Consider the following 24,380-nt stretch of genomic DNA (forward strand, 5'->3'; position numbering starts at 1 on the left):
GCCACCCCACATGACACGTTTGCCTTACCTCACGCCCTCAGTCGCCAAGAAGCGTCCTTTGTGGACTTTGAGAAAGGGCGCAAACTTACCGGACAGCGTCTAGGACTCGCGGCGCCGCGACCGGATCGTGAGTGCCACCAGCACGCCACCGGCGAGCAGCAGGAACAGACCGGCGACCAGCAGGCCCCTGACCTCACTGCCGGTCGAGGCCAGGGGGCCGCTGTCGGACGGCCCGCCGCCCGGCGCGGTCCCGCCCGGCTGCCCAGGCGTGGTGGTCACCGTGACCCCGGGTCCCGGGGTCGTGGTCGTGGTCGTGGTCGAAGTCCTGCTGCTGGTCGGCACGGTGCTGCTCGAGCTCGACGACGGCGTGGAGCTGCTGCTCGTCGGACTCGATGACGTCGCGCTGCTGGAGGAACTGCTCGACGTCGAGCTGGTGCTCGTCCGACTCGACGACGTGGTCGACGTCGGCGTCGTCGAGGTGGGCGCCGTCGACGTCGACGTGACCGACGTGGAAGTGGCCGAAGTCGGACTGGTCGACGTGGCGCTGGTCGTGGTCGAGCTGCTGGTCGTGGTGCTGCTCGTGGTGGTCGAGCTGCTGCTCGTCGGAGAACTGCTCGTCGTGGTGGAGCTGGACGAAGACGTGGAGCTGCTCGGCGTCGTGGTCGGCGTGCCGAGACATTCGGGCAGGTCGCCGTTGAACGGATAGGCGTGGAACTCCTGCCCGCCACCGCCGGTCGCCTCGGAGGTGTGCACCAGCGAGCCCGTGGTGAAGAAGCGGCCGTTCATCCCGGAGGCGGTGACGGTCGCGGTGCTCCCCGGCTCACCGATCAGCACACTCCCCTGGAACTGGGCGCCTCCGGCGATCTTCACCGCACTGGCGTCCGGGAAGTTCCACAGCAGCCGCTCGCGCAGCTTGTTCAGCGGGTCCTGGTCGTTGAGGTCGCCGGTGTAGGTGTTGATCGTCCGGGCGCCTCCCACCATGTTGACCAGGATCGTCGCCCCCGCCGGGATGCCTTCGAATTCGATCCCCTGCATGCCGCCGGTGGGGCCGGTCAGGTCGAAGTCCACGGTGAACACCTGCAGCGCGGATTTCCCGTCCCCGGTGAACAGGGTGCGGTATCCCTGGTTGACCGCCGTGCCCGTGGCCGGGCGCGGCGTGGTGCCTTCCCGTGCGTAGCACTTGCTCGCCACCCGAAGATCGTCGCGCAGGCCCAGATAGGGTTTCGCCGCGTCGGGGTCCTTTTCGAGCGTGCCGATCACCGTCCCGGTGACGGTTCCCGCGTGCCGGACGACGCCGCCTTCGGCGAGCAGCCGCTGGTCCGCCGCGACACTGACGTTCCCGCCGGTGGTCAGGAAGTCGGCGCCGTCCGGTGGTGGGACGCGCGATCCGACACCGGCGACGCCGACGTTGTAGATGGAGGACGCGCCCGCTCGTTTCGCCATGTCGAAATCACCGAGGACGACGACCCGCCCTTCGGCTTCCGCGGCGGCTTCCCGTACCTGGAACTCGCCGCCGACGTAGACGTTGATGCCGTTGTCCCGGCCCGCGTAGTCCTTGTTGTTCACCGGTGGGTACACATCGGGACAGGCCGGCCCGACGCACGGTCCCAGGCCGCCCGGCAGAGGGGCGGCGACCGCGCCGTCGGTGACCACGAGCGCCGCGACGCACACCGCGGCCGCTGCACCGGCAGAAAGAGAGGCGAACCGCCTTGCACGCATGCGGCGATTCTTGTGCCCGGAGACCGTCCGAACACAATCGGAATGCGGAAATACCCCCGACCGGGCGAGGCGGGTCACCCACCCCATTCGTGGCCGTCCAGCGTTGTCCAGACAAGGGAATTCCAGGTGGAACACGAAGTACCTGCCCCGGTGCGTGCCTCCGGCCTCGCGATCGTCCATACAGGACGAGCGGTCGCCCCGATGGCCGACCTGACGGCGGGGTTCGGCACCGTCCTTTCGCGAGGGTCGTTCGTCTGGTGGTCGGAGGGCGGGAACGAATCCCTGACCTGGCGGGTACTGGACCTGCGCACGATTGAAGCATCTGCTTGACTGCTGCCGTGCCGTCCGATCGTGAGACCTCCGTCGAAGCGGAGTTCTCACGGGTGGTCGGCCGGTTCGCCGGCCCGGCCAGGGGCGCCGGACTGCTGGTGATCAGCGTTTTCGGAGTGCTCGCGACGCCGTCCGGGGCACTCCCGCTCGCCTTCGGCCTGCTCGCGCTGGCCTTGGTCACCGCCGTGGCCGAGCATCTCATCGGAAAGACGGGCCGGGGCAGGCCGGTGGCCTTCGCGCTGACGCTGGTGCGCGCGGCGGCGATCTGCGGCACCCAGTTCCTGACCGCGCCCGAAGCCGCCGAGCTGAACCAGTGGGCGCTCAACGTCCTCACCATCACCGCGATCACCCTCCAATGGGAATGGCCGCCGAAGGTCACCGTGCCCGCCATCGCCTGCCTGCTGGCGATCGAAGTGGTGCCGCTCGGCTTCGAGGACGGTTTGTCGGTGGTCGTGCGAGTGCTGATCGAGGCCACCCTCGCCAGGGTCGCCTTCCTCCTGCTGTCGCACACGACGCGCCGGATCGACGATCTGCGAGAGCGCCAGGCCCGGCTGACCCGGGAGGAATCCCTTGCCGTGCAACGACGGCTGCGGGAACGCGAGTATCTGGCCGTCCTGCACGACACGGCCGCGGCCACCTTTCTCACGGTCGCCCAGCGCGGCGAAACGACGGAGCCGTCCGAAGTCGCCGGATACGCCCGCCGCGATCTCGCGATCCTCACCGGCGAATCCGGCCCCGGCAGCGTCGTCGACCTCGAGACCTCGTTGCGCGGCGTGCTCGCGCAAAGCCCGGTGAAGGTCGAGGCGCGCTGGTCGCCGATCGCGCCGATCCCGGCGTCGGCGGCGCTCGCGATGGTCCGTGCCGTACGCGAGGCGCTGGTGAACGTCGACCGCCACGCCGGCGTCGGCGAGGCCCGACTCACGGTGGAAGACGGGGTGCGCGTGACCATCCGGGACGAAGGCCGCGGTTTCGACCCGGCGAAGACCCCGGCCCAGCGGCGTGGTGTCCGGGGCTCGCTCGTCGAACGCATGGCCGCGGCGGGCGGCCGGGCCGAGGTGACCTCCGCACCCGGCGCGGGGACCACGGTGGACCTGGTGTGGCCGCATGAATGAGACCGCGGACCGGGTGCTCGGCGGCTGCCGGATCGCGGTACTGCTCGCGACGGCGGCGATCCAGCTCGGGCTCAGCCTGACCCGGCTGGACGGCACCCCTGGCCGGATCGCGTTCGCCGCGCTCGCCGTCGTGCTCGTCGTCGCGGCGTGGTGGGTGCTGCGCTGGAAGCCGGTCCCCTGGCCGGTCGCGCTCGCGGGAGCGATCGTGGTCCTCGCCGCCTCCGCGGTCGCCATCTGGAGCCTGCCCGCGGACCGGCTCCTCGGCGACGAGGACTGGGCGTCCGGCCTCGCGGGGTGGCATCTGCTGGTGCTGCTGCTGGACCGCCCCGCGGTCGCGATGGCCGCGCTCGTCCTCCAGATGACGCTCACCTTCGTCCGGCAGATCGGCGCCGCGCCCACCGATCGCGGCGAGATCGGCAGCGTGGTGATCGCCGGGCTCAGCGTGCTCACCTTCCAGGCCGCGACGCTGGCGCTGATCAGGGTCGTCAACCGGCGGGCGGGCGAAGCCGCGGAGGCTTCGGCCGAACGCGACCGGCAGGCCCACCGCAAAGCGCTCGCGGAGGAACGGGAGGCCGACCAGCGGAGCCGGTTCGCCGGGCAGCTCGGCGCCACCCTGCCGCTGCTGGCCGGGCTGGCCGACCACACCCTGGACCCGCGTGACGACGCGGTCCGGCAGCGCTGCGCGCTCGCCGCCACGCAACTGCGGCGGCTGTTCGCGGAGAACGACGACGTCCCCGACCCGCTGCTGCACGAGGTCTCGGCCTGCGTCGATCTCGCCGAGCGGCGGGGCTTGACCGTGACACTGGCGGTCAGCGGCGAAGCGGCGCCCGTCCCCACCGCCGTCCGCCGCGAACTGACCGGTCCGCTGATGACCGCGCTGGCCGCCGCCCGGACCCAGGCCAGGGTCAGTGTCCTGCGCGCCGACGACGAGATCCGCGTCGCGGCGATCACGGACGGTGAACCCGGGCGGACGGCGAACGGATCGGGCGTCGTCGACGTCGAATGGCACGCACTGGGAGAACGATCGTGGATGGAGGCGAAATGGCGTTCGCGACCGAACTGACCGCGGTGGTCGTCGACGATCATCCGGCCGTACGGGCCGGGGTCGTGCACTGGCTGTCGTCGGGCACACCGCCGGTCACCGTCGTGGCCGAGGGCGAAGACGTGCGGGCCGCGTGGATCGGCGAGGGCGCCCGGGCCGACGTCGTCATCCTCGACCTGCACCTGAACAGCACCACCCCGGCGATGGGCGATCTGCGGCGGCTCACCGAGGCGGGCCGCCGTGTCGTCGTCTACTCGATGCGGTCCGACGACGAGACGGTCCTGCAGTGTCTCGAACTCGGCGCGCTCAGCTACATCACCAAGTCCGAAGGCGCGGAACACATCCTGGAAGCCGTGCGCGCGGCGGCGGCCGACCGGTCGTACACGCCGCCGTCGCTGGCGGGCGCGATGGCCGGGGACCGTTCGGAGCGGCGTCCCGCCCTTTCCGCGCGCGAGACGGAAGTGCTCATCGAGTGGTTCCAGTCCGAGTCGAAGGACTTCGTCGCCCATCGGCTGGGGATCTCGCCGAACACGGTCAACTCGCATCTCGAGCGGATCAGGGTCAAGTACGCCCAGATCGGCAGGGAGGCCCCGACCAAGGCCGCGCTCGTCGCGCGGGCGATCCAAGACGGGCTGATCGGCGTAAGCGATTTGTGATCAGGTGTGGTGTGAACGGCCCACAGTCGCGGCCTCCGGTTGCGGCTACGGTGCGTGACGAGCACGCCGGTACAGGTTCGGCGGAAGTCCGAGGAGATCCATGAAGTCCGCCCGTACCGCCTTGATCGCCACCGGCTGCGCCGCCGCCCTGCTGCTTTCCGCCTGTGGCGGGGAAGCGGCAGGGAAGACCGTCCGAGCCGACGGCACCATGGCCCCCGGCAGTGAACTCAAGGTCGGCGAACGCGCCGTCGTCCCGTTCAGCGACGCGGGCAAGTCGGGCACGATCGCGATCACCGTCAAGTCGGTCGAGATCGGCCCCAAGGAGGATCTCGCCAAGTTCAAGGACAAGGGCGAAGGGTCGCTCCCGGTCTACGTCCGGATGGTGATCGAGAACGTCGGCGGCACGGACCTCGCCGACACTTCGGTGTCCGTGCGCGCGGTGGACCCGAACGGCAAGGGCACCAAGGTGATCATGGCCGGCGGCACCCCGGCCTGTAAGGGGGAGACGGCGCCGGAGACGTTCACCACGCCGGGCGCGACCTACGAGACCTGCGACACCGAGGGCGTCAAGGACGGCAGCGAGGTCGGCGGCGTGTCGTTCGTCGACGGCGACGGCTACCGGGACGACCCCGTCACCTGGAAGAAGTGAACACCTCCCCATTAGGCCGAACAGCGTAACCGTTTTGTGACCATTCGTGGTGCGAATGGCCCACACCGACTTGCTCCCTCATCGACTACGGTGCGTGGCGAGAACGCCGGAGCAGGATTCGGCGGGGAGTCCGAGGAGATCCATGAAGTTCGACCGCATCGCCCTGTCCGCCACCGGCTGCGCCGCCGCGCTGCTGCTTTCCGCCTGCGGCGGCAAAGAGGACGGGGGCAGCCCCGCTCCCGCCCCGTCGCCCGCGCCGACGTCGGCCGCGGCGTCCTCGCCCGCGACCAGCGGTACGGTCCCGGTCTCGAACGCGGACGCCACGGCGCCCGGCACCGAACTGAAGGTCGGCGAGCGCGCCGTCGTCCCGTTCAAGTACGGCAACGACAAGTCCGGCACCATCGCGATCACCGTCAAGGCGATCGAGCTCGGCCCGAAGGAAGACCTCGCCTCTTACGGCGAGAAGGCCAAGGGCATGACCCCGGTGTACATCCGGATGACGGTGGAGAACGTCGGCGGCACGGACCTCACCTACAGCACGGTGCGCCTGCGCGCGGTCGGCCCGAACAACAAGAGCACCGGCGTGATCATCACCGGCGAGACCACGAACTGCCAGTCCGAGTCCGCGAAGAAGGACTTCAAGACCGCCGGCGCGACCTTCGAGACCTGTGAACTCCAGGCCATCCGGGACGGTGGCGAGGTCGGCGGCGCGACGTTCAACGACGGTGACGGGTACAAGGACGACCCGATCATCTGGAAGAAGTAAGCCTCATCAGCGCGTGAAGGCCCCCTTCCCTCGGCTGAGCCGAGGGAAGGGGGCCTTCACGCGCTTCAAGCAATCTCTTGAGGGATGAGCCCGAAGGCGTAACTCGCGTGATTGAAGGCGTAACTCACGTGCTTGGAGGCGCGACTCGGGTGTGCGGCGCCTGACCACGCGGGTTGCTCAGCCGCCGCACCGCGTTCGCACAGGCGAGGGATTCCAGCAGCGGAAGGGTCCGCTCCCAGCCCAGGCACGCGTCGGTGATGCTCAGGTCGGGCCGGGGCGGAGCGGAACTGACGTCCTGCCTGCCGTCGGACAGGTACGACTCGATCATCACCCCGGCCAGCGCGTCGTTGCCCGCCGAGATCTGGTCCGCCAGGTCGGCGACGACCACGGGCTGCCGGTTGTGGTCCTTCCCGCTGTTGCCGTGCGAGGCGTCGACGACGAGCCGGTGCGGCAAGCCCGCGGCGGTCAGCGCGTCGAGAGCGTCCGCGACGGCGTGGGCGTGGTGGTTGGGTTTCGGGCCACCGCGCAGGACGAGGTGCGCGTCCGGATTCCCGGCGCTGCGCTGGATCCGCGGGCGCCCGTCGGCCGCGGCTCCCGGGAACACGTGGGGCAGCGCGGCCGCCCGGACCGCGGCGACGGCCGTGTCCAGCCGTCCCGACACGCAGTTCTTCATGCCGATCGGCATCGGCAGCCAGGACGCCAGATGCCGGTGCGGCTGGCTGGCGACGGTCCGCGCGCCGATCGCGCCCCAGCTGATGGTGTCCGCGAAATAGGGCGCGAGGAACGGGTCGACGAACTCGTACGCGAGCGGCAGCCCGGTCGCGGCGGCGTCGTCGAGGAACTTCCGTCCGATGCGGACACCGGACGCGAGATCGCCCTTGCCGTCCAGGGTGGGATCGGGCACCAGCCCGGTCCAGCCCGCGATCGTCCGCGGTTTCTCCAGGTAGGCGCGCAGGACCACGACGAGGTCGTCGGCGAACCGGCGGGACGCCTCGGCGAGCCGGTGCGCGTACTCGAGCGCGCCGTCGGTGTCGTGCACGGAACACGGGCCCACGACGACGAGCAGCCGGGAGTCTCGGCGGGCGAGGACGTTCGCGACGGTTTCGCGGTGCCGGACGATCTCGTCCGGCACGACGCCGCTCGTGGCCACATCGGCCGGGCTGGGCAGCGTGTCCTGGTCAAGCATCCGCATGACCTCTCTTCTTGTCGGGGGCGGCCGCCCCGGCCCGGGGCAGCCGCGTCGCACCGGCCACCGCCACGACGGCGAGGCCGAGAACACACCAGAAGGCGTCGGCGAAGGCCGCGGCGACGTCCGGGCCGCGGGCGGCCAGCCGGGCCTGCAGCACCACGGCCAGCACCGCGGTGCCGATCGAGCCGCCGAGCGTGTTGAGCAGGTTCAGCGCCCCGGCGGCGCGGGGCAGCCGGGCGGGTTCGACCCGGCGGTAGACGATCGCCATCACCGGCGCGCCGATCATCGCCGCGCCGAAACCGCGCAGCAGCAACGAAAGCACGATCACCCAGTCCGGAAGGCCGGGACCGAGCTGAGTGAAGGGCGCGGTGCCGAGGGCGACCAGGCCGATCCCACTCAGCACCAGGGTGCGTGGCGAGATCCGGTCGACGAGGCGGTTCACCAGTACGGAACCGGCCGCCGCGCCGATGCCCTGGGGCACCAGCAGCAGCCCGGTGTCCCAAGCGGACAGTCCGGGGCCGCGTTGAAGGTAGAGCGGGAGCAGGAACATCGTGCCGAACACCGACGCGCCGAGCAGGACCAGCGCCAGCGCGGCGACCCCGAACGGTGGCCGGGTGAACAAACGTGGATCCAGCAAGGGCGCTTCGGCGCGAAGACCGTGCCGCACGAACGCCGCGAGCATCACGACACCGAGCGCGACGGCGATCCCGGCGACCACCGGCGTCCCCTGATCGAACCAGGTGAGCCCGAAGACCAGGACGGCGAGCCCCGGCGAAAGCAGCAGCGCGCCCCGGAAATCGAACCGTGCGCCCTTGCCGCCGGGTTCACTCTCCGGAACCCAGCGCCGCGCCAGGATCACCGCCACCACACCGACCGGGAGGTTGACGTAGAACAGCCACGGCCAGTCCGCGACCGCGAGGATCGAGCCGCTCGCCATCGGGCCGAGCACCGGCGACAACAGCGGTACGAGCCCGACGACGCTGATCACGCGCCCGATCCGGTCCGGTCCGGCCGCGCGGGCCAGGAGCGCTTGGCCGGTCGGCGGCAGCAGGCCGCCCGCGAGCCCTTGCAGGACACGGAAGGCGATGAGCGCGGGCAACGTCGGCGCCAGCGCGCACAGCAGCGACGCCAGCAGGAACACGACGACGGCGGTGAGCCAGACCCGCCTGCCGCCGAACCGGTCGGCGAGCCAGCCCGACGCCGGTACCGCCGTGACCACGGCCAGCAGGTACGCCGTCGTCACCCATTGGACGCCGGTGACCGGCGCGCCGAACTCGTCGGCGAGGGTGTCGACGCCGACCGAGACGATCGTGCTGTCCAAGGTCGCCATGAACGTGCCGAGCACCAGCACCGCGGCCGTGCGCCACAGCGCGGCGTCGATCGGGCGCGCGGTCACCGCTCCCCCACGAAGCCCGCGGCGTCGCCGTCGAGCCAGGACGGCAGTTTCCGCAGGAACCCGACCAGATCGTCGGCGAGCGACCTGGCGTCCGCCTCCCTCGCGTACAGAACGCCTTCCCAGCCGCGCTCGCCGGGGACGACGGTGACGCTCACCGGGTGGTGCGTGCGTTCCCGGAACCTCGTCCCGGTGACGGTCAGGCCGGGCGCGGGTTCGCGCAGCTTCGCCGGGTCCACCGGGTAGTTCTCGAACACGAGCAGGCTGTCGAACAGCCGCTCGCGGCCGGCCAGCGACGCGAGCTCCGGCAGGCCGATCCGGTGGTGCCCGGACATCGCCTGCTGCCGTGCCTGCAAGTCGGCGAGCGCCTCGGCGACCGTCCCGGTGAACCGGGCGCGGACCGGGACGCTGTTCGCCAGCAGGCCGATGATGTCCTCGACACCGTCCACATCGGACATCCGGTTCGAGGTCATCACCCCGAAGCTGACGTCCCGGCGCCCGGCGTGGTTCGCCAGGACGGCCGCCCACGCACCCTGCAACAGGGTGTTGACGGTCAGCCCGCGTGCCGCCCCCAGCCTGGTCAGCTCCGCGACCAGCTGACTGTCCACAGTGAACAGAGCGGGCTCGGCGGACCCACCGGTACGCGGCAGGTGGTCGCCTTCGGGCAGACCGGCGAGTTCCGCCCGCCAGGCCCGGACGTCGGCCGAGTGATCGGCCGCGGCGAGCAGGCGGGTGTACCGGGTCGGCGGCACCGGATCCGGCAACGGCTTCCCCGCGTACAGGGCGAACAGCTCGCCGAGGATCCGTGGCGCGGACCAGCCGTCCGACAGCAGATGGTGACTGGTCAGCACGAGGGTCTGACGGCCGGGCCCGTGGCGCAGCACGGTGACCCGCCACAACGGACCCTGGGCCAGGTCGAACGGTTCCGCCAGCTCCTCGTCCAGCGCGCTGTCCACATCGGACACTTCGTGGACACGGAACCCGGCCCGTGGCTCGGCAGGGATCACCTGGACCTCGTGCGACGCCGGGAACACCGCGCCCAGGTTCGGCTGCCGTCGCACCAGCGCCGCCGCCGCGGCCCGCAGCGCATCGACGTCGAGGTCGCCGGAGAGCGTGAACGCGGCCTGCACCGGATATGGATCCTCCTCCGCCGCCCGGGATTCGCGCAGGATCACCTCCTGCAACGGGGTCAGCGGCATGATCTCGCCGGGCCCCGGCACGTCGGCGGCGAGCGCGTCCAGCTCACGGCGGAAATGCTCGCCCAGCACGACGATCTCGTCTTCGGTGAACAACGCGGACGGCCACGTGAAGCGGACTCCGAGCGTGCCGCCGTCGGGGACCATCGCGTTCACCGTCAACGCGTACGGCAGCGGCATCTCCGCGCCACCGCCGGAACCGAGCGGATCGGCGTCCGGCGGACGCTGCCACAGGGTCTCCTCGACCGGCGCCTCGGGGAACCGGCCGAGATAGTTCCAGGCGATCTCGGGCCGCGGCCCGTCGACGCCGAGGATTCCGTGCCCGAGGCCGTCCCCCGCCGCGCGCAGATGGTCACGTACCGCCCGCAGCGCGTCCGGCAACGGTCCGTCCGGTGGGGTGATCCGCGCCGGATGCACGGCGGTGAACCAGCCGGCGGTCTGCGCCAGGTCGACCGTGCCCGCGAAATCCGGGGTGTGTCCCGGCCTTCCGTGGCTTTCGACGGCGACGACCAGATCGGCGGCGGTCCCGCGCCAGGCGGCGACAGCACGGGCGAGCGCGGTCAGCAGCACGGTGTCCGGCCCGGTGCGGTACGCCGTGGGCAACGCGGTGAGCACGGCGTGGGTCGTGCCCTCGCCGACGTCGAGCCGGTGGTGCCGCGCGGTCGCCACGGTGTCGCGCGCCGGATCGAGCCGGGTGCGGCCGAGCGTGGCCTCCGGCGCGGCGGCGATCCCTCGCCAGTACGGCACTTCGTCCTCTCGATGCGGGGCGGCCGCGCGCAGCGACCGCGCCCAGCCCAGGAACGACTGCCCGCGCCGGTGCAGCGTGTTGCCGTGGAAGGCCTGTTCGACGTCGTCGAGCAGGACACGCCAGGTCACCGCGTCGGCGACCAGATGGTGCGCGACCAGCAGCAATCGTCCCGGTCGCTCCTCGCCCGCGTCCGCCAGGACCGCCCGCACCAGCGGGCCGGTGCGCGGGTCCATCCGCGCCACGATCTGCTCGACCTGCGTGTCCAGCGCCGCACGCGGATCACCGGTCACGCGGACGGCGGTGAGCACGTCGGCACCGGTCACGGCGCCGACGTCCGGGACGCGGAGCGCGTCCTCGACCAGATGCGCACGCAGGACATCGTGACGGGCGAGAACGGCGTCGAGCACCGAGCGCCAGCGAGGAATGTCGTCCGCCGAAGGCACGCAGATCTCGACCCACTGGCAGAACCCGTCGGCCGCCTTTCCCGCGCGCCGCAGCAGATCACGCATGATCGGCGTGAGCGGGGCATCGCCGACGGCGTGGGCTTCCTCAGCCTGCTCGGGTTCTCCACAGCGCGCGGCGATCCCCGCGACCGTGCCGCCTTCGAGGACGTCGCGCGCGGTCAGGTGCAGCCCTTCACGCCGGGCACGGGAGACGACCCGCAGCGAGGCGATGCTGTCGCCGCCCGCGTCCAGGAAGCCGTCGTCCAGTCCGACGTCGGGCCCGAGCAGCTCGCGGACCACCCGCAGCAGCACGGCTTCCGCGGGAGTGGCGGGTTCGCGCCCGCCGTCGGAGCGGGCTTCCGGAGCGGGCAGCGCGGCGCGGTCCAGCTTGCCGCTCGGTCCGAGCGGAAGCCGCTCCAGCGCGACGAACGCGGTCGGCACCATGTACGCGGGCAGTTCCGCGGCGAGGTACTCGCGCAACGCGGCCGGGTCGGGTTCGGCGCCGTCCACGGGGACGACGTAGGCGACCAACCGGTCCTCGCGGACGATCACCGCGGCGGCGCGCACGTCGTCGTGCGCGGTCAGCGCGGTCTCGATCTCGCCGAGTTCGATCCGGAACCCGCGCAGTTTGACCTGGTGGTCGGCGCGGCCGAGGAAGACGATCTGCCCGTCCGGCCGCCAGCGGACCAGGTCACCGGTGCGGTACATGCGCTCCCCCGGCGGACCGAACGGGTCGGCGACGAAGCGTTCGGCGGTCAGCGCCGCCCGGCCGACGTAACCCTGCGCGAGCTTCGGCCCGGCCAGGTACAGCTCGCCGGTGACGTTCGTCCCGACCGGGAGCAGCCCGCCGTCGAGCACGTACGCGCGGACCTCCGGGTCCGGGCGGCCGATCGGGAGCGGGCCGGGGTCGGCCGGGTCGTAGTGCCAGGTGACCGAGTTGATGGTGACCTCGGTCGGCCCGTAGGCGTTGAACAGCGCGCGCCGGTTCCCCCAGCGCCGCGCCAGTTCCGGGTCGAGCCGTTCGGCGCCGACGACGAAGAACACGTCCGGGTCGACGGTCGCGTCGTCGGGCATCGCGGAAAGGAACGAGGGCAGCAGGTTGAGGCCGGTGACGCGGTGTTCGGCGGCGTAGGCCAGCAGATCGTCGCCGGAGACCCGCACCTCCTCGGGCGCGATCACCGACGTGCCGCCGGACAGCAGCGGAAGCATGAACTGCCAGAAGGCGACGTCGAAACTCGTCGAGGCGAAATGCAGGTACCGCTCGGCGGTTCCGATCCCGACGACGTCCTCCTGCAGCGCGATCAGGCTCGGGACGCCGCGATGCGGCACCGCCACACCCTTCGGTTTCCCGGTGGTGCCGGAGGTGTAGATGACGTAGGCGATCGCGTCCTCGCTGAGCCGGATCCCCGGGTCGGTGTCCTCAGTGGACAGTTCGGCCGGGTCGATCACCGGAAGGCCGTCGACGTCCGAAGTGGACACGACAGCGGCGGGCTCGATGTCACCGAGCATGTACGCCAGCCGGTCGGCCGGATAGTCCGGGTCCATCGGCACGTGCACCGCACCCGCCTTGATCACGCCGAACAGCGCGACCACGAGGTCGACGTCGCGGCGCAACAGGACCGCGACCGGGTCCTGCGGTTTCACCCCGGCGTCGATCAGGGTGTTCGCGAGCCGGTTGGCGCGACGGTCCAGTTCGGCGTAGGTCAGGCTCCGGTCCCGGCACACGACGGCTTCCGCGTCCGGGGTCTCCCGGACCCAGCGGCCGAACTCCTCCAGCATGCCGCCGCGTTCGCGCTTCGGTTCCGGTCCTTCGCCGAGGCGCAGCATCGCGCGTTCTTCCTCGGCGTCGAGCGCGCGCAGCCGGGAGACCGGCTGCACCGGGTCGGCCACGATCTCGTGCAGAACCGCCCGGAGCCAGCGGCCGTAGGACTCGGCCTCCTCGCGGGTGAACGCCTGCGGCTGGTACCCGAGGCCGACGGTGAACTCGTCGCCGGGCAGCACGATCACTGTGAGCGGATAGTGCGTGGCGTCGGTGATGTCGACGCCGACGAGGTCGAGGCCGGGCGCCAGCGTGGTGCGGGCGCGGCTGGAGAGCGGGAAGTTCTCCATCACCAGCATCGTGTCGAACAGGTCGCCGACACCGGCCGCGCGCTGGATGTCCGGCAGCCCGGCGTGATGGTGGTCGGTGAGCCGGACACTTTCGGTGTGCACGCGCTCCAGCACGGTGACCGCGGTGTCGGCGGCGTCGAACCGCACGCGTACCGGGATCGTGCTGCCGAGCTGGCCGATCATGCGCTCGACGCCGGGGACGTCGGCCGGGCGGCCGGAGACCGGGCAGCCGAAGACCACGTCGCGGCGGCCGGTCAGCCTGGCGAGCAGCACTCCCCAGGCGGTCTGGAACACCGTCGTCGGGGTGATCCCGCGTTCGCGGGCGAAGGCGCGCAGCCGTTCGCTGAACTCGCCGCCCAGTTCCACGATGACGCGTTCCGGACGATCCACAGTGGACTCGACGCTCGCCGGAGCGAGCCGGGTTCCTTCGTCGAGTCCGGCCAACGCCTCGCGCCACGCTTCGAGCGCCGCGTCCGGGTCGCGTTCGCCGAGCACCCGGTGGTACTCCGAAAGCGGCGGGGCGACCGGGGCCGCCGGGCCGCCGCCGAGTTCGGCGTAGGTGGCCAGCAGGGTGCGGCCGACCAGCGGCATCGACCAGCCGTCGAGCAGCGCGTGATGATTCGTGAGCACCAGGCGGTGCTCGTCCGGGGCGAGGGTCAGCAGCAGGAACCGGATCAGCGGCGGGGTCGCCGGATCGAAGGGGCGGGCGAGTTCGGTGCGGCACTCGGCCTCGACCTGATCCGGCGAGACCTGCGCGAACCGCCAGTCCAGCGTGACCTCGGCGGGCACGACCTGGACGACCTCGCCCGCGTCGGTGGTGTGCAGGTGGACGCGCAGCGCGGGATGCCGCAGCAGCACCTCCGCCGCGGCCTCACGCATACGGTCGGCGTCGAGCGCGCCGCTGAGCAGGGTGACGGCCTGCACCACGTAGACGTCGGTGTCCTCGGTGCCGCGCGCGAGGGTGTGGAACGAAAGCCCCGTCTGCAACGGGGTCGCGGGCAGCACGTCTTCGAGCCGACCGCGGCGTTCGAGAGCGTCGATGTCGGCCTGGTCGAGGCCGACCAGCGGCAGATCCGACGGCGTGAGCCCGCCACCGTCCGGGCCGATCCGGGTGGCGTGCGCGGTCAGGGCGTCCAGCGCCCGCGACCACGCTTCCTGAAGTGCCGCGACGCTTTCCTCCGGCAGGACCTTGCCCGCCGCGGTCCATTCGACGGCAAGCCGGGGGCCGCCGTCCTCGCGGACGAAGCAGTTCAGCGCCAGCACCTGTTCCAGCGACTTGGCGTCCGGTTCGGTGACCGCGAACGGATCCTCTTCAGGCAACCGCCAGCCGGTGCCGGGCAGAGCGGCGAATCGGCCGAGGTAGTTCAGGACGACGTCCGGCGGCGGGACGGCGGCGAGTTCGTCCCGGGTCAGCGGATCGAGATACCGCAGCACGCCGAAGCCGACGCCGTTGTCCGGAACGGCGCGTTTGGCCTCCTTGGCGGCCCGCAGCAGCTGCCCGGCCGCGTCGCCGCCGGACAGCGCGCTTTCGAAGTCCGTGGTCGCCGCCACCGCGGTGGCGGGCACCCGCAGCGGATGTTCGGCGGTGAACCAGCCGACGGTACGCGAGAGGTCCAGGCCGTCTTGGTCCCGGCCGTGTCCTTCGAGGGACACGGTTTCGGCCTCGACCGGAGCACCGCGCCACGTCCGGAGGGCGAGCACGAGCGCGGCGAGCAGGACGTCGTCGGGGCCGGCGCGGTAGGCCGCGGGCAGCGCGGTGAGCACGACGTCGGTCTGCTCCGGGGTGGCGAGGGTGACCGAACGCCGCGCGGTCGCGACCGTGTCGATGGCCCGGTCGAGCGGCCGGTGGCCGAGGCGCGGACCTTCGAGCGCGTCACGCCAGTGTTCGAGTTCGCCGCGCCGGGCACCCGAAGTCCCCTGCTCGGCAAGGAGAAGCGCGTGTCGCCGCCAAGAAGTCCCGACCGGTTCGAGCTGCTCACCGGCGCAGGCGGCGCGCAGGTCCGGCAGGAGGACCCGCCAAGAGACCCCGTCGACCGCCAGGTGGTGAAGCACGATGACGAGGTGATCCGGCAGCAGCGCGACCTTGAGCACTCCGGCCCGGAGATCAAGGGACTCCGCGAGTTCCGCCGCGACCTCGGCCGGGTCCCCGGTCGTCTCGATGACGACGTCGGACGCCTTCACCGCGCCGCGTTCCCGAACCCGCATTTCGTCCTCTAAATGCAGCCGGAGGACGTCGTGGTGGTCCAGGAGTGTTTGGACGCCTTCGGTCAGCTGGGCGGGAGGAAGATCCTCGTCGAGCCGGAGCGCGGTCCATTGCGTGTACCCGGCGATCGTCGCGACGTCCGGATGCGGGTCGAGCAGGGCGCGGACGATCGGCGGGGCGGGTACTACTCCGATGGGCTCGTCCGGCGGTGCGGCCGGGCCGCCGATCTCCGCGCTCGCCGCGGCCAGCGCCTCGAAGCTGCGGCGGGCGAGCAGATCGCGCGGCCGCAGGTCGAGGCCGTGCGCGCGCAGCCTGCTGCTGACGCTGATCGCGGTGATGCTGTCGCCGCCCAGTGCGAAGAAGTCGTCGTCGACGGCGACTTCCGCGACGCCGATCACCTCGGCGATGGTGGCGCACAGCAGCCGTTCGCGCTCGGTGGCGGCCGTCCTTCCGGCCGCAGCGCGCGGGGCGGGCAGCGCGGCCCGGTCGATCTTCCCGTTGGGAGTCAACGGAAGCGTGTCGAGGACGACGACCGCGGCGGGCACGAGGTGCTCGGGCACCCGCCCGGCGAGGTCCGCGCGGACCTCTTCCGGGACGACCTCGCCGACGACGTAACCGATGAGCCGGGGTCCGCGCACCGCCGCGGCGGCCGCCCGCACTCCGGGAACGGCGGCCAACGCGGCCTCGACCTCGCCGAGTTCGACACGGTGGCCGCGCACCTTCACCTGGCCGTCGCGGCGGCCCAGGTACTCCAGACCACGGCCGGGCACCCAGCGGGCGAGGTCCCCGGTGCGGTACATCCGGTCGCCGGGCGCGCCGAACGGGTCGGCGACGAACCGTTCGGCGGTCGCGCCGGGGCGCCCGAGATAGCCGCGCGCCAGATGCGGTCCCGCGAGGTACAGCTCGCCCGGCGTTCCCGCGGGCGCCGGGCGCAGCGCGGCGTCGAGCACCCGGACCGCCGTACCGGGCACCGCGGTGCCGATCGTCGGTTCCCCGTCGTCCAGCCAGGATCCGGCACCGTCCACAGTGGCCTCGGTCGGGCCGTACATGTTGCGGGCGCGGACACCCGACTCCGCGACCTTGCGCCACAGCGCGGGCGGAGTCGCCTCGCCGCCGAGGACGAGGAGCGCGGGCGGGTTCGGGCCGTCGAGCAGCCCGGCGTCGACGAGCGGCGCGGCCATCGACGGCGTGGTGTCGACGACGTCGATCCGGTCGCGGGCGAACGCGGCCAGCAGTTCGTCGGCGTCCCGGGCGACGTCGGTGCCGTAGACGTGCAGTTCGTGCCCGAACAGCAGCCACATCAGCTGATCGAGCGCGGAGTCGAAGGCGAACGAGTAGGTGTGCGCGACACGCAGCCGCCTGCCCGCGGCACGTTCGGTCTCGGCGACCGTGGTCGCGCGGTGATGGCGCAGCAGCGTCGCGAGTCCACCGGCCCGGCCCAGGACACCCTTGGGCCGCCCGGTCGAGCCGGAGGTGAAGATGACGTACGCGAGATGTTCCGGATGACGCGGCACATCCAACGGCGAGGAGTCCAGAGTGGACAGATCAGTCTCGCCGAGCAGCAGCTGTGGTCCCGGCACGATTCCCGGGTCGTGAGCGACAGTGAGCACCGCGCCCGCTTCGGCGGCGAGCTCCCGCAGCCGCTCGACGGGATGGGCGAGATCCAGCGGCAGGAAGGCGGCTCCCGCGTCGAGCACCGCCAGCAGGGCGACGACGAGATCCGCGGACCGCGGCAGCGCCAGCGCGACGACGTCGTCGGTCCCGACACCTCGGGCCCGCAAGGCTCGGGCGAGACGGTGCACCCGCGTGACGAGTTCGCCGGCGCTCAGCCGTTCTTCACCGAAGACCAAGGCGGTCTGTTCGGGATCGAGTCGGGCGAGAAGTTCAGGTACGCCAAGGAGTTCGCCGTCCGGGGCGGGCGTGGACCACGCCGCCAGCAGGGTGTCCCGCTCCCCCGCCGGAACCAGATCCGCACCGGCGACCGCCGGTCCGTCCGGTTCGGTCAGTGCGGTGATCAGGCACCGCAGCGCGGTCAGTTTGGCGTCGACGGCGGCCTGGTCGTGGGTCCGCGCGTCGACCTCGAAACCGAGTAGCAGCCCGCCCTCGGCGGTCGGGAGCACGGACAGGCCCATGTCTTCCGGCGGTCCACCGGCGACGTTACGCATCGTGCCGTGCGAGCCCGCGAAGTCGAGCTTCAGGTCGAACGCCTTGAGGTTGATGCCGCGGCCGTGCAGCAGCGCCCCGGCACCGGGCACCGCCAGGTCCTGGGGCAGATCCTCGCCGCGATACCGCTGGTGCGTGCGCATCTCCTTCAGCGCGCCCGCGACCCGCGCGGTCAGCTCGGCCGCGGAATCCTCCGGCAGCACCGTGACCCGCAGCGGCAGCACGTTGACCGCCATCGCCGGGGTCCGCAGCGCGGCCCCTTCACGGCACATCAACGGCATCGCGAACACGACGTCCGTCCAGCCGAGGACGCGATGCAGGAAGGCGGCGTAGCAGGCGATCAGCGCGTCGCCCCAGGTCGTCCCGGCACGTTTGCCCAGTTCACGCAGCCGGGCCACGTCCGAAGCGGGCAGGACCGCCCGCGCGGTCACGGTGTGCTCGGGCGGACCCGACGCGCTGCCTCCGTCGTCGAGGTCCGGCAACGGCGTGAACCGCTCGCGCCAGTACTCGCGGTCTTGGGTGAACCGTTCGCTCTCGCGGTAAGCCTGGTCAGCCTCGACGAGATCGGCGAACCGCGCGAACGTCGACGGTGGCACATCCTTGCCCAGGACCGAAGCGGTGTAGCGAGCGGCCGTCCGGCGGGCGAGCATCGCCGCGGTGTAGCCGTCGAACACGAGGTGGTGCCCGAGCTGGGTGAACCACACATGCGAGCCGGAAAGCCGCAGCACGAGATGGGCGAACAGCGGCCGGTCCACCATGCCGCGGCAAGCCTCGGCGACGCGGCGGCGTTCGGCGTCCACCCGAGCGTGCGCAGCGGCCACCGGATCGGCCTCGCCGCGCAAATCCACCACCTCGGGCGACGGCACCGCGTCGCCCGAAACCACCTGCCGTGGCCCTTCCTCCGTCTCGAAGACACGCAGCCGCAGGCTGTCGGCCTCCTCCGCGGTCGCGCGGATCGCCTCGGTCAGCGCGTCGAGGTCGACCGGCTTTTCACCGACGATTTCGATGACGTCACCGACGACGTAGTAAGGCGAGTCGGGCTCCAGCCGCTGCGCGGTCCAGATGCCCAGCTGGGCACCAGTCAGGTTCAGCATGTGGGCACCACCATCGGGGTTCCGGTCACCGGGTCGGGCACGACGACGCTGGGGAGATCGAAGACCTCCTTCATCAGCTCGGCGTCGACGATGTCCGAGGGCGCGCCCTCGGCGACGATCCGGCCGTCCCGCAGCGCGACGAGGTGATCCGCGTACCGGCAGGCCTGGTTGATGTCGTGCAGAACGGCGATCACCGTGCGGCCTTCGTCGCGCAGGCGCGCCAGCAAGCTCAGCAACTGGTACTGGTGCGCGATGTCGAGGAACGACGTCGGCTCGTCGAGCAGCAGGTACGGCGTCTTCTGCGCCAGCACCAGCGCCACCCACACGCGCTGGCGCTGCCCGCCCGAAAGCTCCTGCACCGGCCGGTCGGCCAGTCCCGCCACCCCCGCCGCGGTCATCGCCTCGATCACCGCGCGTTCGTCCTCTTCGGACCATGACGCGAACAGCGACTGGTGCGGGAACCGGCCGCGCGCGACCAGCTGCCGGACGCGGACGTCCTCCGGCGCCACCGGATCCTGCGGCAGGAACCCGAGTTCCCGCGCCAAACCCTTGCCGTGGAAGGAACCGACGTCCTTGCCGTCGAGAAGGACCTCACCGTCGGCCGGACGCAGCAGCCGGACGAACGCGCGCAGCAACGTCGACTTGCCACACGCGTTCGGTCCGACGACGGCGGTGAACGCGCGGTCCGGCACGTCGAGGCTCAGCCGGGTCGACACGACCCGGTCGCCATAGCGCAGGGTCAGGTCCCGGGCGGTCAAGCGGGCACTCATGTGCGCCGCACCTCCTTGGTGAGCAGCCAGATCAGGTAGCCGCCGCCGATCACGGTGCTGATCACACCGACCGGCAGCGCTTCCGGCGCGAGCAGCATTTGGGCGGCCAGGTCGGCGCTGGTCAGCAGCACGGCGCCGGTGAGGGCGGCGGGCAGCAGGGAAATACCGGGCGAGCGGGCCAGCCGCCGCCCGATCTGCGGGGCGGCCAGCGCGATGAACGCGATCGGCCCGGCGACGGCGGTGACCGTGGCCGTGCAGCCGACCCCGAGCAGCACCAGCACCAGCCGCAGCCGGTCCCAGCGGACGCCGGTGGTGACCGCCAGCGCGCCGCCGAGCGCGGCCTGGTGCAACGCCGGCGCCCTGGTGAACAGGACGACGAACAGCACCGCGAGCACGGCGAACGGGATCGCGACATCGTCCCAGCCGATCCCGTTGAGCGAACCGGCGTTCCAGCCGACGGCCGCGATCGCGATCTCGAGTTCGGCGCGAAGCACGATCCACGAGTTCAACGCCGTCAGCATCGCGTTGATCGCGATCCCGATGACGATCAGCCGTAAGCCGGACAGCCCGCCGCCGAGCGACAGCGCGTACACGATCGCCGCCGTGATCACGCCGCCGAGCACCGAACCGACGGTCAACTGCGTGGACGTCCCCGAGAGCACGGTGATCGCGAACAGCGCGCCGGTGTAGGCGCCGGCGTCGAGGCCGATCACGTCCGGGCTGCCGAGCGGGTTGCGGGTGATGTTCTGGAAGATCGCGCCCGCCAGGCCGAGCGCGGCGCCGAACACCAGCCCCGCCAGCACCCGCGGCAGGCGCCATTCGCGGATGACCACGCCGGGGCCGCCGCCGGACCCGGTGAGCGCGGCGAACACGCGGGCGGGACTCGCCCACGCCGCGCCGTAGCAGAGCCCGAGCAGCGTCAAACCGGCGATGACCACGATCATCGCCACGAGGAAGACGAGGGTGCGGCGTTCGATCCGGGCGGAGAACCTCCCGCGCCGCAGGACGAGTGCGTTCACAGTGTTCACAGGGTTCACAGCGGTGCCGCCCCGTATTTGCGGACGGCCCAGATCAGCACCGGGCCGCCGAGGAACGCGGTCACGATCGCGACCGGGACCTCGCCGGTCGGCAACAGGACCCGGGATCCGACGTCCGCGGCCAGCATGAGCACCGGGCCGAGCAGCGCGGCGAACGCGATCAGCCACGGGATCGACGCGCCGGCTACCCGCCGGGCCAGATGCGGCACGATCAGCCCGACGAACAGGATCGGCCCGGCCAGCGCGGTCGCCGCGCCCGCCATCAGCGTGATCAGCAGCAGGGTGATCGTCCGGACCCTGGCGACGTTCGCGCCGAGGGTGTGCGCGACCGTCTCGCCGAGCGCGATCGCGTTCAGCTGACGGCTCACCGCGAACGCGCCCAGCAGGGACAGGCCGATGATGATCAGCGGGACCGTCGTCGGCGCCTGTTCGCGTCCGGCCAGCGAACCCACCGACCAGAACCGGTAGACGTCGAAGGTGTCCGGGAACAGCAGCCGCAGGCCGAGGGTGAGCCCCAGCAGCACGGCGCTCAACGCGGTCCCGGCGAGCACCAGCCGCAGCGGCGACTTGCTGCCGACCGCGTACACCAGCGCCGAAGCGCCGAGCGCGCCCAGCACCGCCAGGCCCAGCTCGACGGGCGCCGACGCGGCGAGCCCGAACGAGGACCCCACCGCGATGGCGAACCCGGCCCCGGCGGTCACGCCGAGCACACCGGGTTCGGCCAAGGCGTTGCGCGACAAGGCCTGCACGAGCACGCCGCCGACGGCGAGCGCCGCGCCGACCCCGATCGCCAGCACCGCCCTCGGCATCCGGATGTCCAGGACCACCGCCCGGTCACTCGGATTCCCTTCGCCCAGCAGGGCGCGCACGACCTCGCCGGGGGCGAGGGCGTGCGCGCCGATGCCGACGCTCAGCACGGCGACCACGACGAGCCCGAGCAGTGCGGCGCCGAGCAGCGCGGACCGCCCGCTGGTGGTCACTTCTTGAGCAGCGGCGCGAACGCCTGGTCGACGGCGTCCAAAGTGGACGTCGCGGCCCGGTAGGTGGCGGCCTCGGTGTAACGGAACGCGTAGACCTTGCCCGCCTTCACCGCGGGGAGTTCCTTCCACAGCGGCGAGTCGAGGACGTACTTGACCGGCGCCGGCACGGACCCGTCCGGGCCGACCGAGTAGCTGATCGCGTCGGCCTCGGCGAACGCCGTCGGCAGCTCTTCGATCGACGGGTACTCGCTGACGTCCTTGGAGCCGCCGCCCTTGACCTTGACCTGGCCGTAGTAGGTGGCGCCGATGTCCTGTGCGGCGTTGGTGCCCCACGAACCGTTGAACTCGCGCTGGAAGTTGCCCTTGGCGACCTCACCGTAGGCACCGACGTGCCCCAGCTTCAGCTGCGGCAGCACGGCCTTGTACTTCTCGGCCAGCCCCTTGGCCTTGGTCTCGTACGCGGTCTTGACGGCGTCGAACCCGGCGGCCGCACCCGCGGCGTCGGCCTGCTTGCGGGACAGCTCACGCCACATCGACGGCACCGACGGGCCGATGGCCACGACCGGCGCGATCGCTTCGAGCCGCTTGATGTCGATGTCGGCGAGCACCGGCTTCGGCACGCCGATGACGATGAGGTCCGGATCCGCCTGCGCGATCGCCTCGTAGTTCGTCTCCGCCGCCGACTCGCCCGCGACCTTGGCCAGCTCGTCGTACTTCTTGCGCTCCTGCTCGTTGAACAGCGGGATGCCGCGCTTCCAGCTGGACACCCCGACCAGCGGCGCGTTCGCTTCGAGCAGGGCGGGCACGGCGTAGCCGGTGGCGATGACCCGCTTCGGCGAGACCGGGATGGTGATCTGGCCGTTGTCGGCGGCGAACACCCTGGTCTGACCGCCGTCGGCGGCCTTGCCGTCTTCGCCGGAACCGCAGGCGGTGGCCGCGGTCACGACCGTCAAAGCGAGCGCGAGCGCTCCGGCGAGGCGTCGGGTTCTGGTGGTGCGCATGGGTTTTCCTCGTTATTTCAGTGGGTGGGGATCAGTGGTCGTGCTCGTCGTCGAAGTCCGCGACGCCGCGTTTCCAGTAGCCGGTCACGTCGTGGTCGTCCTTGCCGAGCCCGAGGTCGTTCTTGAGCCAGCGGCGCAACGGCTTGATCTGCCCTGCTTCACCGGCGACCCAGGCGTAAAGCCGTTCACCGGCGGGGACCTCGATCGTCATGACCGCGCGGGCGAGCATGTCCGAAGCACCCGGCGCGACGTCGCCCCGGTGCAGCCAGTGCACCTCGACGTCTTCGGGCGCGGACAGCTCGATCTCCTCGCTCGCGTCGGTGACCTCGATGAACGCCCAGCCCGCGGCGGTGCGCGGCAGCTCTTCGAGCCAGCGCGCGATCGCGGGCAGCGCGGTGAGATCACCGGCGAGCAGGTAGCGGTCGTAGGTATGCGGCACGATCAGCCCGCCGGGCGGACCGGCGACGTGCACCGGCGTGCCGGGGGCGACCTTCTCGGCCCAGCCGGAGCCGAGCCCGCCTTCGTGCAGCGCGACGTCGAGGTCGAGTTCCCCGGAAGCCGGGTCGTACCGGCGGACCGTGTACTCGCGCGACGTCGGCGAGGGCTTCGGCCAGCGCAGCATGTCGCCGTCCTGGACCGGCAGCTTCGGCTCCGGATCCAGTTCGGGGAACAGGACTTTCACGTGCTCGTCGGGCGAATGCGCCTCGAAACCCGCGGTTCCCGGCCCGCCGAGGGTGACGCGGAGCAGTCCGGAACCGATCATCGTGGTGCGCACGACCTCGGCCTGCCGGACGCGGATCGGGTACGGGACCTTCTCCGCGTGCGCTCCCCCGCGCACCTCGGCGATGCGTTCGAGGTGCCGGTGGCGATGGTCGGCGCGGCTCACGCGGTGCTCCCGGTGAGGACCTGGGTCCAGTGGCCGAGGGTCGGTTGTTCGGCGAGGTCGGCGAACTCCAGGTTGTCGGCGCCTTCGGTGCGCCACTGCTCGACCAGGCCCATGATCCGCATCGAGTCGAGACCGAGATCGGTCAGATCGGTCTCCGGCTTCAGCTCGGCCGGGTCGCAGCCGAGCAGTTCGGCGACGTCGGCGTGGATCTTCGCTGTGGTCAGGCTCATTACCGCTCTCCGGCGTGCATCGGGGCCAGCGCGGCGAGCGCGGCGGCCGTGGTGGTCAGTGCGCCGCAGCGCTGGGCGACGTATTCACAGGCCTGGTCGTGACGCTCGCGGGAGAAGTCCGCGACCGCGTCGCCGACGAGGAACGGCTGGATGTCCCGCATGAACGCCTCGACGGCGGTGGCCTGGCAGCCGATATGCGCGTAGACGCCGGTGATCAGCAGCTGGTCCCGGCCCACCTCGGCGAGTTGTTCGGTGAACGTGCTGCGCTGGAACGCGCTGTAGCGCCATTTCGTCAGGACGGTGTCACCCGGTTTCGGCGCGAGTTCGGCCACCACGTCGGCGGCGGCGGGGTCTTCGTCGATGACCGCGCCGATGCCGTCACCCCAGAACTCGGTGAGCAGGCCACGATCCTCCGCGGCCTGGTGACCGGGCTGCGCGGTGTAGAACACCGGGACACCCGCGGCGCGGGCGGCGTCGGCGAGCGCGGCGATGTTCGCGACCATCTCCGGCACCGGGGATCCTTCGTACGGCGCGAGGAAGTACCGCTGCGCGTCGTGCACCAGCAGCGCGGCGCGGGCGGGGTCGGGTTTCCAGCCGACCCGCCCGGCGGGCAGCTCGGCCTCCGTCGGCAGGGCGTACGGCTGGATCTTGGGCAGTGACACCG

The 24,380-nt window shown here is 71.7% G+C and carries 17 protein-coding genes; 6 read left to right on the forward strand and 11 right to left on the reverse strand.

The annotated features are described in order from the left end of the window. Window positions 1–99 precede the first annotated feature (99 nt). Window positions 100–1,719 carry a choice-of-anchor A family protein gene (locus DMH01_RS19215; RefSeq protein WP_125678587.1) on the reverse strand — a complete coding sequence of 540 codons (1,620 nt, stop codon included), beginning with the start codon at window positions 1,717–1,719 and terminating at the stop codon, window positions 100–102. Window positions 1,720–1,845: 126 nt separating this feature from the next. Between DMH01_RS19215 and DMH01_RS19220 the strand changes: the two genes are divergently transcribed. From DMH01_RS19220 to DMH01_RS19245, 6 genes are all read left to right on the forward strand, one after another. Then, window positions 1,846–2,049: a hypothetical protein gene (locus DMH01_RS19220; protein WP_125678588.1), complete on the forward strand. Its 204-nt coding sequence runs from the start codon at window positions 1,846–1,848 to the stop codon at window positions 2,047–2,049. Between the two features lie 8 nt (window positions 2,050–2,057). Continuing rightward, on the forward strand, window positions 2,058–3,161 hold the full coding sequence (locus DMH01_RS19225) for a sensor histidine kinase (protein WP_125678589.1): 1,104 nt from the start codon (window positions 2,058–2,060) through the stop codon (window positions 3,159–3,161). After that, the gene (locus DMH01_RS19230) at window positions 3,154–4,224 is read left to right on the forward strand and encodes a histidine kinase (RefSeq protein ID WP_125678590.1); all 1,071 of its coding nucleotides are present in this window, start codon (window positions 3,154–3,156) and stop codon (window positions 4,222–4,224) included. Before DMH01_RS19225 ends, DMH01_RS19230 begins: the two co-directional genes overlap by 8 nt. Then, window positions 4,203–4,859 (forward strand): response regulator transcription factor, encoded by a 657-nt coding sequence (locus tag DMH01_RS19235; protein ID WP_125678591.1) that lies wholly within the window; start codon window positions 4,203–4,205, stop codon window positions 4,857–4,859. The genes DMH01_RS19230 and DMH01_RS19235 overlap by 22 nt, the downstream gene beginning before the upstream one ends. A 100-nt stretch (window positions 4,860–4,959) precedes the next feature. Beyond that, complete coding sequence (locus DMH01_RS19240; RefSeq protein ID WP_125678592.1) at window positions 4,960–5,508, forward strand: hypothetical protein; 549 nt, start codon at window positions 4,960–4,962, stop codon at window positions 5,506–5,508. A gap of 142 nt (window positions 5,509–5,650) precedes the next feature. After that, window positions 5,651–6,274, forward strand: coding sequence for a hypothetical protein (locus DMH01_RS19245; RefSeq protein ID WP_125678593.1), 624 nt, complete (start codon window positions 5,651–5,653; stop codon window positions 6,272–6,274). A 124-nt stretch (window positions 6,275–6,398) separates the two neighbouring features. On the opposite strand, the gene DMH01_RS19250 is transcribed toward DMH01_RS19245, so the two are convergent. The 10 genes from DMH01_RS19250 to DMH01_RS19295 are packed head-to-tail and all read right to left on the reverse strand — an operon-like array spanning window position 6,399 to window position 24,378. Then, window positions 6,399–7,466 (reverse strand): 3-deoxy-7-phosphoheptulonate synthase, encoded by a 1,068-nt coding sequence (locus DMH01_RS19250; RefSeq protein WP_125678594.1) that lies wholly within the window; start codon window positions 7,464–7,466, stop codon window positions 6,399–6,401. Further along, window positions 7,453–8,859, reverse strand: a complete 1,407-nt coding sequence (locus DMH01_RS19255) for a DHA2 family efflux MFS transporter permease subunit (protein ID WP_125678595.1) — start codon at window positions 8,857–8,859, stop codon at window positions 7,453–7,455. Before DMH01_RS19255 ends, DMH01_RS19250 begins: the two co-directional genes overlap by 14 nt. Further along, entirely contained in the window at window positions 8,856–18,812 is a 9,957-nt protein-coding gene (locus tag DMH01_RS19260; RefSeq protein WP_125678596.1) for a non-ribosomal peptide synthetase, read from the reverse strand. Before DMH01_RS19260 ends, DMH01_RS19255 begins: the two co-directional genes overlap by 4 nt. Further along, window positions 18,806–19,582, reverse strand: a complete 777-nt coding sequence (locus DMH01_RS19265) for an ABC transporter ATP-binding protein (protein ID WP_125678597.1) — start codon at window positions 19,580–19,582, stop codon at window positions 18,806–18,808. The genes DMH01_RS19260 and DMH01_RS19265 overlap by 7 nt, the downstream gene beginning before the upstream one ends. Next, window positions 19,579–20,619 (reverse strand): iron chelate uptake ABC transporter family permease subunit, encoded by a 1,041-nt coding sequence (locus DMH01_RS19270; RefSeq protein ID WP_125678598.1) that lies wholly within the window; start codon window positions 20,617–20,619, stop codon window positions 19,579–19,581. The genes DMH01_RS19265 and DMH01_RS19270 overlap by 4 nt, the downstream gene beginning before the upstream one ends. Continuing rightward, entirely contained in the window at window positions 20,616–21,599 is a 984-nt protein-coding gene (locus tag DMH01_RS19275; protein ID WP_125678599.1) for an iron ABC transporter permease, read from the reverse strand. Before DMH01_RS19275 ends, DMH01_RS19270 begins: the two co-directional genes overlap by 4 nt. After that, on the reverse strand, window positions 21,596–22,600 hold the full coding sequence (locus DMH01_RS19280; protein ID WP_125678600.1) for an ABC transporter substrate-binding protein: 1,005 nt from the start codon (window positions 22,598–22,600) through the stop codon (window positions 21,596–21,598). The genes DMH01_RS19275 and DMH01_RS19280 overlap by 4 nt, the downstream gene beginning before the upstream one ends. A gap of 31 nt (window positions 22,601–22,631) precedes the next feature. Further along, window positions 22,632–23,486 (reverse strand): siderophore-interacting protein, encoded by an 855-nt coding sequence (locus DMH01_RS19285; protein WP_125678601.1) that lies wholly within the window; start codon window positions 23,484–23,486, stop codon window positions 22,632–22,634. Then, window positions 23,483–23,716: a phosphopantetheine-binding protein gene (locus tag DMH01_RS19290; protein WP_125678602.1), complete on the reverse strand. Its 234-nt coding sequence runs from the start codon at window positions 23,714–23,716 to the stop codon at window positions 23,483–23,485. Before DMH01_RS19290 ends, DMH01_RS19285 begins: the two co-directional genes overlap by 4 nt. Next, a complete protein-coding gene (locus DMH01_RS19295; RefSeq protein ID WP_125678603.1) occupies window positions 23,716–24,378 on the reverse strand; it encodes an isochorismatase family protein in 663 nt (220 codons plus the stop codon). The genes DMH01_RS19290 and DMH01_RS19295 overlap by 1 nt, the downstream gene beginning before the upstream one ends. Window positions 24,379–24,380 lie beyond the last annotated feature (2 nt).

This window comes from Amycolatopsis sp. WAC 04182, assembly GCF_003947465.1.
GTDB lineage: Bacteria > Actinomycetota > Actinomycetes > Mycobacteriales > Pseudonocardiaceae > Amycolatopsis.

Excerpts from the sequence above, each read along its gene's own strand:
- DMH01_RS19215 (WP_125678587.1), bottom strand. The coding sequence starts at position 1,719 with ATGCGTGCAAGGCGGTTCGCCTCTCTTTCTGCCGGTGCAGCGGCCGCG.
- DMH01_RS19235 (WP_125678591.1), top strand. The coding sequence starts at position 4,203 with ATGGCGTTCGCGACCGAACTGACCGCGGTGGTCGTCGACGATCATCCG.
- DMH01_RS19230 (WP_125678590.1), top strand. The coding sequence starts at position 3,154 with ATGAATGAGACCGCGGACCGGGTGCTCGGCGGCTGCCGGATCGCGGTA.
- DMH01_RS19260 (WP_125678596.1), bottom strand. The coding sequence starts at position 18,812 with ATGCTGAACCTGACTGGTGCCCAGCTGGGCATCTGGACCGCGCAGCGG.
- DMH01_RS19280 (WP_125678600.1), bottom strand. The coding sequence starts at position 22,600 with ATGCGCACCACCAGAACCCGACGCCTCGCCGGAGCGCTCGCGCTCGCT.
- DMH01_RS19240 (WP_125678592.1), top strand. The coding sequence starts at position 4,960 with ATGAAGTCCGCCCGTACCGCCTTGATCGCCACCGGCTGCGCCGCCGCC.
- DMH01_RS19290 (WP_125678602.1), bottom strand. The coding sequence starts at position 23,716 with ATGAGCCTGACCACAGCGAAGATCCACGCCGACGTCGCCGAACTGCTC.
- DMH01_RS19245 (WP_125678593.1), top strand. The coding sequence starts at position 5,651 with ATGAAGTTCGACCGCATCGCCCTGTCCGCCACCGGCTGCGCCGCCGCG.
- DMH01_RS19265 (WP_125678597.1), bottom strand. The coding sequence starts at position 19,582 with ATGAGTGCCCGCTTGACCGCCCGGGACCTGACCCTGCGCTATGGCGAC.
- DMH01_RS19250 (WP_125678594.1), bottom strand. The coding sequence starts at position 7,466 with ATGCGGATGCTTGACCAGGACACGCTGCCCAGCCCGGCCGATGTGGCC.